Raw genomic sequence first — 6,540 nt, forward strand, 5'->3', positions numbered from 1 at the left:
TCGATCGAGGCCTGTACCGGGCACCCCATTCCGACGCCATCCCGTTTCCGAGACGCCAGAGGTTTTGCCCGTGTCCAGCTTTGCCACCTCCTTCCGGCTGCTGCCTGCCCAAGGCATCAACCCCGCCGGACTTGCCGCCTTTGCCGTGCTCGTCATCGCCGCGCTTCCGGTTTTCTGGCTTGGGTTTCAATCGCTCGCCTCTGCATGGTCGACGCCGGAATACAGCCACGGGCCGCTGATCCCGCTGATCTCGCTTTATCTGTTCCTGCGCGAATTGCGCCAAGCACCGCCGTGCGACCCAGCGGCCCCGACAACGCGCTGGCCCGGCCTTGTGGTGATCGGGCTGGGGCTGGTGATCGGCATTCTGGGCAACCTGGTGCGCATTCCCGACGTGGTGACCTATGGGTTCATCGTCTGGGTGGGCGGCGTGGTGCTGACGGTGATGGGCTGGCAGCGCGGCAGACTGCACCAGCTGCCGGTGCTGCACCTGGTGTTCATGCTGCCGCTGCCGCAGTTCCTGTACTGGCACATGACCATCGCACTGCAGCTGGTCAGTTCGGAACTGGGCGTGTGGTTCATACGACTGGCGCAGATCCCGGTGTTCCTCGAGGGCAACGTGATCGACCTTGGAGTCTATAAACTGCAGGTGGCCGAGGCCTGTTCCGGGCTGCGCTACCTGTTCCCGATCCTGAGCTTTTCCTACCTCACAGCGATCCTGTATCGCGGGCCGTTCTGGCACAAGGCGCTGCTGTTCCTGACGGCGGCACCGCTGACGGTGTTCATGAACGCCTTTCGCATCGGGGTCATCGGCATCCTGGTCAACCATTTCGGCATCGAACAGGCCGAAGGGTTCCTGCACACCTTCGAAGGCTGGGTGATCTTTGGCGCCTGCGTGGCGCTGCTGTTCGGACTGGCGGTGATCCTGCAACACACCACCCGCAACCCCAAGACGCTGGCCGACACCATCGACCTGGATTTCGACGGCCTTGGCGGACAGGCGGCCCGCGTTCTGCGCATTCCGCTGAGCGCGGGACTCGTGGCCGCGGCACTGCTGTCGGCGGCCATCGCGAGCGGCTGGATGCTGGCCCCCACCCCCGAACGTGAACGCATCGTGCGGGAAAACTTTACCCATTTCCCGCGCGAGATCGGACAATGGCAGGGGCTGTTCTCGTCGCTCGACCAGGCCACGCGAGATGTGCTCAAGGCGTCCGATTACATCAACGTCACCTATTCGGCCCCTGACGCGGCGCAGCCGGTGAATTTCTTCGCCGCCTTCTACCTGACCCAGACCGAAGGCGCGGGCATTCATTCCCCCGAAGTCTGCCTGCCGGTCGGCGGCTGGGAGATGTTCTCGCTCGACACGGTGCCGATGAGCATGCCGGGCACCGCCTATGGCGATTTCATGGTGAACCGCGCGGTGATCCAGAAGGGCATGACCAAGCAGATGGTCTATTACTGGTTTGAACAGCGCGGCAAGCGCATGACCAACGATTACGCGGTCAAGGCCAGCGTGGTCTGGGACGGGCTGACGCGCGGCCGCGCCGATGGCGCGCTGGTGCGGTTCATCACGCCGATGGGCCGGGGCGAAAGCGAGGCCGAAGCCGGGGCCCGGCTGCAAGGGTTCATGGCCGAGCTGCTGCCCACCCTGCCCCGCTACATCCCCGAATGACATGACATGCCGCCTCCCGAAACGGGCCCGGCCCGCATGAGCGCGGCGCGGTGGGTCTGGGTCGGCCCTGCCGTCGTTTTCGTGCTGATCGAGGCGCTGCTGTCAGGGGCGGATACCGGGCTGTGGGGCAGCCCGCTGTGGCGCCCGCTGGCCTATCAATACGGCGGGTTCTGGGCCGGGCTGCTGCACGGCTGGCAGGCCAACTATCCCGCGCAACCGCTGGCGATGTTCGCGACCTACCCGTTCCTGCACGCGGGCTGGCAGCACCTTCTGGGCAACCTGGTGGTCTTCGGCTGGCTGGGCGAACAGATCGGGCGCAGCTTTGGCGCGGCGCGGCTGGCGGCGCTACTGGCGATCTCGGCGCTTGGCGGTGGCGCGTGTTTTGGTCTGCTGACGACAAGCCCGCGCCCGATGGTGGGCGCCTCTGGCGCGATCATGGGGTTGGTCGCAGCCTGGATCGCTGGCGAAGCCCATGAGATGGCGCGCAACGGCCAGCCCCGCGCCCGAATCCTGCGCATGTGCGCCCTGCGCAGCGCGGCCGTGCTGGCGCTGAACCTTGCCGGCACCTGGATCGAGGCGGGAGGGCTGGCCTGGGAAACCCATCTGGGCGGCTTTGTTGCCGCCGCGCTGGCGCTGGTTACAACACTACGGCCCCTACGCCAGAAATAGCGGCCTCGTCAGTGTCCAGTGCCTAGCGCCCTGTACAGCGATAAACCACCACCACCGTCCCCGCCAGCAACGCCAGATCCTGGCGCAGCGACAACCGCCGATCATACAATGTGTCGAAACTGGCGCGGGCGGCAAACCCGGTCTGATTGCGTGCCGCAACCTGCCACAGCCCGGTGACCCCGGGGCGCAGTCCGTAATAGGCCCGCCCCGGATACAGCCCGCGCTGGCTATCCATCATCGGCCGCGGCCCGACCAGGCTCATGTCGCCACACAGCACGTTCCACAGCTGCGGCAGCTCATCCAGGGAAGTCTTGCGGATCACCCGCCCCACGGCGGTGATCCGCGGGTCATGGCTCAGTTTCTGATTGCGCTGCCATTCCACACGCGCTCCGGGATCTGCGGCCAGATGTTCCGACAGCAGCCTGTCGGCTTCGCGCACCATCGACCGCAGTTTCCACATACGGTAGAGTCGCCCGCCGCGCCCCACACGCATCTGCGTATAGAACGGCGCGCCCCCATCGCATGCCACCGCAATGACCAGCGGCACCATCAGAACCAGGATCGCGGGGGCGGCAAGCAGCACCAGAACCAGATCAAGCGCCCGCTTTCCGAACCGGCGGTAGATCCCCGCCGGCCTCCGACGCGGCAGCCCCTCGGGCGTGGCCCCAAATCCGGCTGGCTGGGTTTTGTGCAGCCCTGCGGGCTGGCCGCCAGGGGCTCGTCCAGCCTGCGGCGTGTCACATTCCACGACCATACGGATACGCTCCTGTGGTTCGGGCCGTTTTGGCCCTGCAAATGTCAGCTGTCTTGCAACATCGGTTTGTAGAAAATCACCATGACGGCCACCACCGCCGGCCAGGCGGTGCACAGCATGTATCCGGCAGCGATATGAACGCGCGTCGAAATCCCTTTGCTACGCTGCTCGCGGAAGGTCATCACCAGCGCCGCGGCCGTCACCGCCGCATAGGCCACAAGGAAGAAAATCCAGAGTTCCATGCTTTTACTCGCCTGTTTAAACGCGTCGGCTTGAAGATCAGAGCCGGCTATACCCGGGCACTTGTCCCACAACTGTTTCCACTGCAGCGCCAATCCCGAGCTAGCAAGTCGCTCTGTTCAAATTCAAGCCTAATTGAGGGGATTTAATGACACAGCAACCAGGATACATCATTGCTTGCAAATCAAGTGCAGCCCTGGGGTGAATTGTCAAAAGACAGGCAGTTCATGACCAGACCGACCCCCTTGGCCAAGCCCCTCAGGGCGCGGAGGCACGCGCCTTGGGCGGCTTGATCCTGGCAGCATCGCTCTGATCCGGATGCAACTTGCCGAATACCCGGTCATAAGCTGCCAGAAGATGAGGGGCCGAGGCGCTCCACGATAGCGTTTCAAGCACGCGCGCCCGGCCGACCCGCCCCAGTCTGCTGCGAAGTTCGGGATCTTCGATCAGCCGAGCCAGACATCGGGCAAAATCACCCGGATCATTGGCGCTGGCGTACAACGCGGCGTCACCGGCGCTGGCGCGCCCTTCGGTCAGGTCAAACTGCACCAGAGGCTTTTCCAGGGTCATGTATTCCATGACCTTGTTCATCGTCGATATGTCATTCATCGCGTTCTTGGGGTCGGGGGCCACACCGATGTCGATCTCGTTCAAAATCGTCAGCAGCTCGTCGCCATAGCGCGCCCCGGTAAAGGTGACCCGATCGTCCAGCCCGCGTGCCGCCACATCCTCCTTGACCGCTTGCAGATGCGGGCCAAAGCCGACCACCACGAGATGCACATCGACATGGCCCAGCTGGCGGCCCAGCAGATCGAACGCCTCGATCAGAAGGTCCATGCCTTCCTGTTGCCCGATCACGCCGACATACCCAAGCACCGTCTTGGCGCCCTTGCGGATCGACGCATCCCCCGGCCCGGGCCGGAACTTGTCGATACGCGGGGCGGAGCGCACGGTAAAGACGTCTTCGGGGGACATCCGGCCGCGGTTTATGGCAATGCGGCGAAAGCTCTCGTTGGTCGAAATCGACACGTCGGCTACCGCAAAGGTCAGCCGTTCAAACAGCAGCATCAACCGCCACAACAGACCGCGCCGGCCGAACTTGGCCTCGAACAGTTCGGGGCAGACATCGTGATGGTCGAACAGATACCGCACCCCGCCCAATCGGTAACGCAGCGCCAGCAAAAAGATCAGGTCGGGCGGGTTGCAGCCATGGATCACCTCGAACCCGCGCTCGCGCCTGACAATGCGCGCCAGGCAGAACCAATGCTGGATGGCGTGCAGGTATTCACGGGCATAGGCGACGACGCCCGAATGCGCTTCGGGCGGAGCGGGATGGCGGTAGATGTGCACCCCTTCGATGACTTCGCGAGGAGCATCCCAGCCCCGCCCCATAGGGCAGATCACCGACACCTCGTAGCCCGCCTGGACAAGCGTGGTCGCTTCCAGCCAGACGCGGCGATCCAGCGGTACAGGCAAATTTTCGACGACAATCAGAACGGAACGGGATATGGAAACAGGCATCAGCACACGAAAGACTGTTGTGGCATCTGCCCCATCAGGACGGATATTTGAAATGTACTCCGTCGCATCGGCGTACGGCAGGGCGGCAGGGCGGCTTCGTTACTCGAAAAGGTACTGGCCCTTAGATTGCCGTGCTGCGTCTTTGTCGCAAGGGTCATGACTGCCTCATAATTTGAATTTTCAGAAGCTGGCTCGCCCCCTTGCCCCGGTGACCCGAGATCCCAAAATATACGGCCAAACCTTATCCCGAGCACGACACATCAACAAGGATGTTGTAGGCAGAACGCAACAATCAGCATGACCAGAAAACGGTCAGGAAATGCAACCTGCCTGGTGCCTCTCGCGACAAGCAAACGCTGCCAGTACGGCGCTCCAATCGTTCGAGGACACCACGGGCAGAAAGGTCGTCATTTTTGGAAGGGGCGCGAATTTGGAAGGGGCACGGAATATTTGGCCCCGGGGCTAAGAACAGCTCGCCAGTATCGTCCATGACCGCCGGCGATGGGAGAAGCCCGTTATTATCAGGGCTGTCGCGACCGGGTTCGGTTGCCTGCAAGACATGCCGGTAATCATATGCGGCAACTCTCGCATCATTCCTGATCCGGCTCGAGATTTCGTTCAAGAAGTTCAGGTATTCTTCCACCTGGCTGAAATACCGCCGGAACCCGGTTCGAACCTGGCTCCCCATGATGTTCAGTGATCCCGTGCGCTGTGCTCGAACCATCCCACGAAGATAAGCGCCTGCGGACAGGATGGTGATCTCCGGGTCAGCAACCTTGGCATCAGTGATCAGTACACAAAGCATTGCAGCATCCTCGTTCAGAAGCTTGACAGCCTCTTCCCAAGCTGACGGATGGATACCTAACTCGGGCAGGCGCTTGTGCGCCGCGATCACGAAGGAATGTAAATCCAGCCTGCCTCGCCTCTGCCGTTCGATATCCAGCCACATCTTCATCTCTTCGGAACACAGACCATACAGACGATCACTGCCCAGGTTCTGGATGAATTTGGACTTGTGCGCTTCGCTGGCAGCCCCATTCTTTTTTCTAAGCAATGGGCGCGGCCGTCAGGCTGCGGCCTGTCTTGAATGGAGTGGGTGGGCTTGACCCCGCTCCGGATATCGGCAGAGACTTTACAGATTATTTTGTTAGAATCTTGAGTCGTATCTTGTATCTGAGAGCGCCCATTTTCGAGCGGTCGATCATGCGCTTCATGCAGCAATGCAGATGCAGGTACAGAAATCGTCAGGCCTTCGGCTTCCGCCTCGTGATGTTGGGGCTGTTCCAGAGACATCCGATGAAGCGCCTGCCCTGGCGGTCACTCCGCAAACGTCTGATGGATGCGCTCGCTCTCGGAGGTAAGGCCCTCCCGATCGATCAGCTCACACAAGACACCTTTCAGGTGTCGCTTGTGCGCGTTGTGCAGACCGCGCAGACGGGCATGGGCCTTTCGATCTGCCTCGATCTCGGCCCGCAGAGATAGAAACTCGTCTACGCGGGCAATCGCCACCCCGAAGAAGACGCCACAATCGGAAAATCCGGACCGCGCCCCATTCGCCATGGTTCGCTTCTCGATAAGCCCGGCACGGACGGGACGGTCGATGCCTCTACGATCCATCGCCGGGTTCGCAAGTTCGGCCCCGGGATCCGCAAACGGGCTTATGGCGCGCACCGCTCGTGGCGCGGGC

Annotated in this window: 6 protein-coding genes and 1 pseudogene; 2 read left to right on the plus strand and 5 right to left on the minus strand. The window is 62.3% G+C overall.

What is annotated here, in order from left to right:
* Positions 1-70 precede the first annotated feature (70 nt).
* Positions 71-1,669 carry a VPLPA-CTERM-specific exosortase XrtD gene (gene xrtD / locus ATI53_RS18585; RefSeq protein ID WP_009506822.1) on the plus strand — a complete coding sequence of 533 codons (1,599 nt, stop codon included), beginning with the start codon at positions 71-73 and terminating at the stop codon, positions 1,667-1,669.
* A 6-nt stretch (positions 1,670-1,675) separates the two neighbouring features.
* Entirely contained in the window at positions 1,676-2,338 is a 663-nt protein-coding gene (locus ATI53_RS18590; RefSeq protein ID WP_111551074.1) for a rhomboid family intramembrane serine protease, read from the plus strand.
* 22 nt (positions 2,339-2,360) lie between these two features.
* On the opposite strand, the gene ATI53_RS18595 is transcribed toward ATI53_RS18590, so the two are convergent.
* From ATI53_RS18595 to ATI53_RS23680, 5 genes and pseudogenes are all read right to left on the minus strand, one after another.
* A complete protein-coding gene (locus tag ATI53_RS18595; RefSeq protein WP_009506820.1) occupies positions 2,361-3,092 on the minus strand; it encodes a sugar transferase in 732 nt (243 codons plus the stop codon).
* A gap of 44 nt (positions 3,093-3,136) precedes the next feature.
* The gene (locus ATI53_RS18600; protein ID WP_009506819.1) at positions 3,137-3,334 is read right to left on the minus strand and encodes a hypothetical protein; all 198 of its coding nucleotides are present in this window, start codon (positions 3,332-3,334) and stop codon (positions 3,137-3,139) included.
* A gap of 256 nt (positions 3,335-3,590) precedes the next feature.
* A complete protein-coding gene (locus ATI53_RS18605; protein WP_170134618.1) occupies positions 3,591-4,853 on the minus strand; it encodes a glycosyltransferase family 4 protein in 1,263 nt (420 codons plus the stop codon).
* Between the two features lie 292 nt (positions 4,854-5,145).
* Positions 5,146-5,907 carry a replication initiation protein RepC gene (gene repC / locus ATI53_RS18610; RefSeq protein ID WP_111551076.1) on the minus strand — a complete coding sequence of 254 codons (762 nt, stop codon included), beginning with the start codon at positions 5,905-5,907 and terminating at the stop codon, positions 5,146-5,148.
* Positions 5,908-6,170: 263 nt separating this feature from the next.
* Positions 6,171-6,540 (minus strand): annotated as a pseudogene (locus ATI53_RS23680) (hypothetical protein); the annotation flags it as partial.

Source organism: Salipiger aestuarii, assembly GCF_003259905.1.
In the GTDB taxonomy this organism is placed as follows: Bacteria; Pseudomonadota; Alphaproteobacteria; order Rhodobacterales; family Rhodobacteraceae; genus Salipiger; species Salipiger aestuarii.

What these genes read in the sequence shown, in the direction of transcription:
- ATI53_RS18600 (WP_009506819.1), bottom strand. Translation starts at nt 3,334, where the DNA reads ATGGAACTCTGGATTTTCTTCCTTGTGGCCTATGCGGCGGTGACGGCC.
- ATI53_RS18595 (WP_009506820.1), bottom strand. Translation starts at nt 3,092, where the DNA reads ATGGTCGTGGAATGTGACACGCCGCAGGCTGGACGAGCCCCTGGCGGC.
- ATI53_RS18605 (WP_170134618.1), bottom strand. Translation starts at nt 4,853, where the DNA reads ATGCCTGTTTCCATATCCCGTTCCGTTCTGATTGTCGTCGAAAATTTG.
- ATI53_RS18590 (WP_111551074.1), top strand. Translation starts at nt 1,676, where the DNA reads ATGCCGCCTCCCGAAACGGGCCCGGCCCGCATGAGCGCGGCGCGGTGG.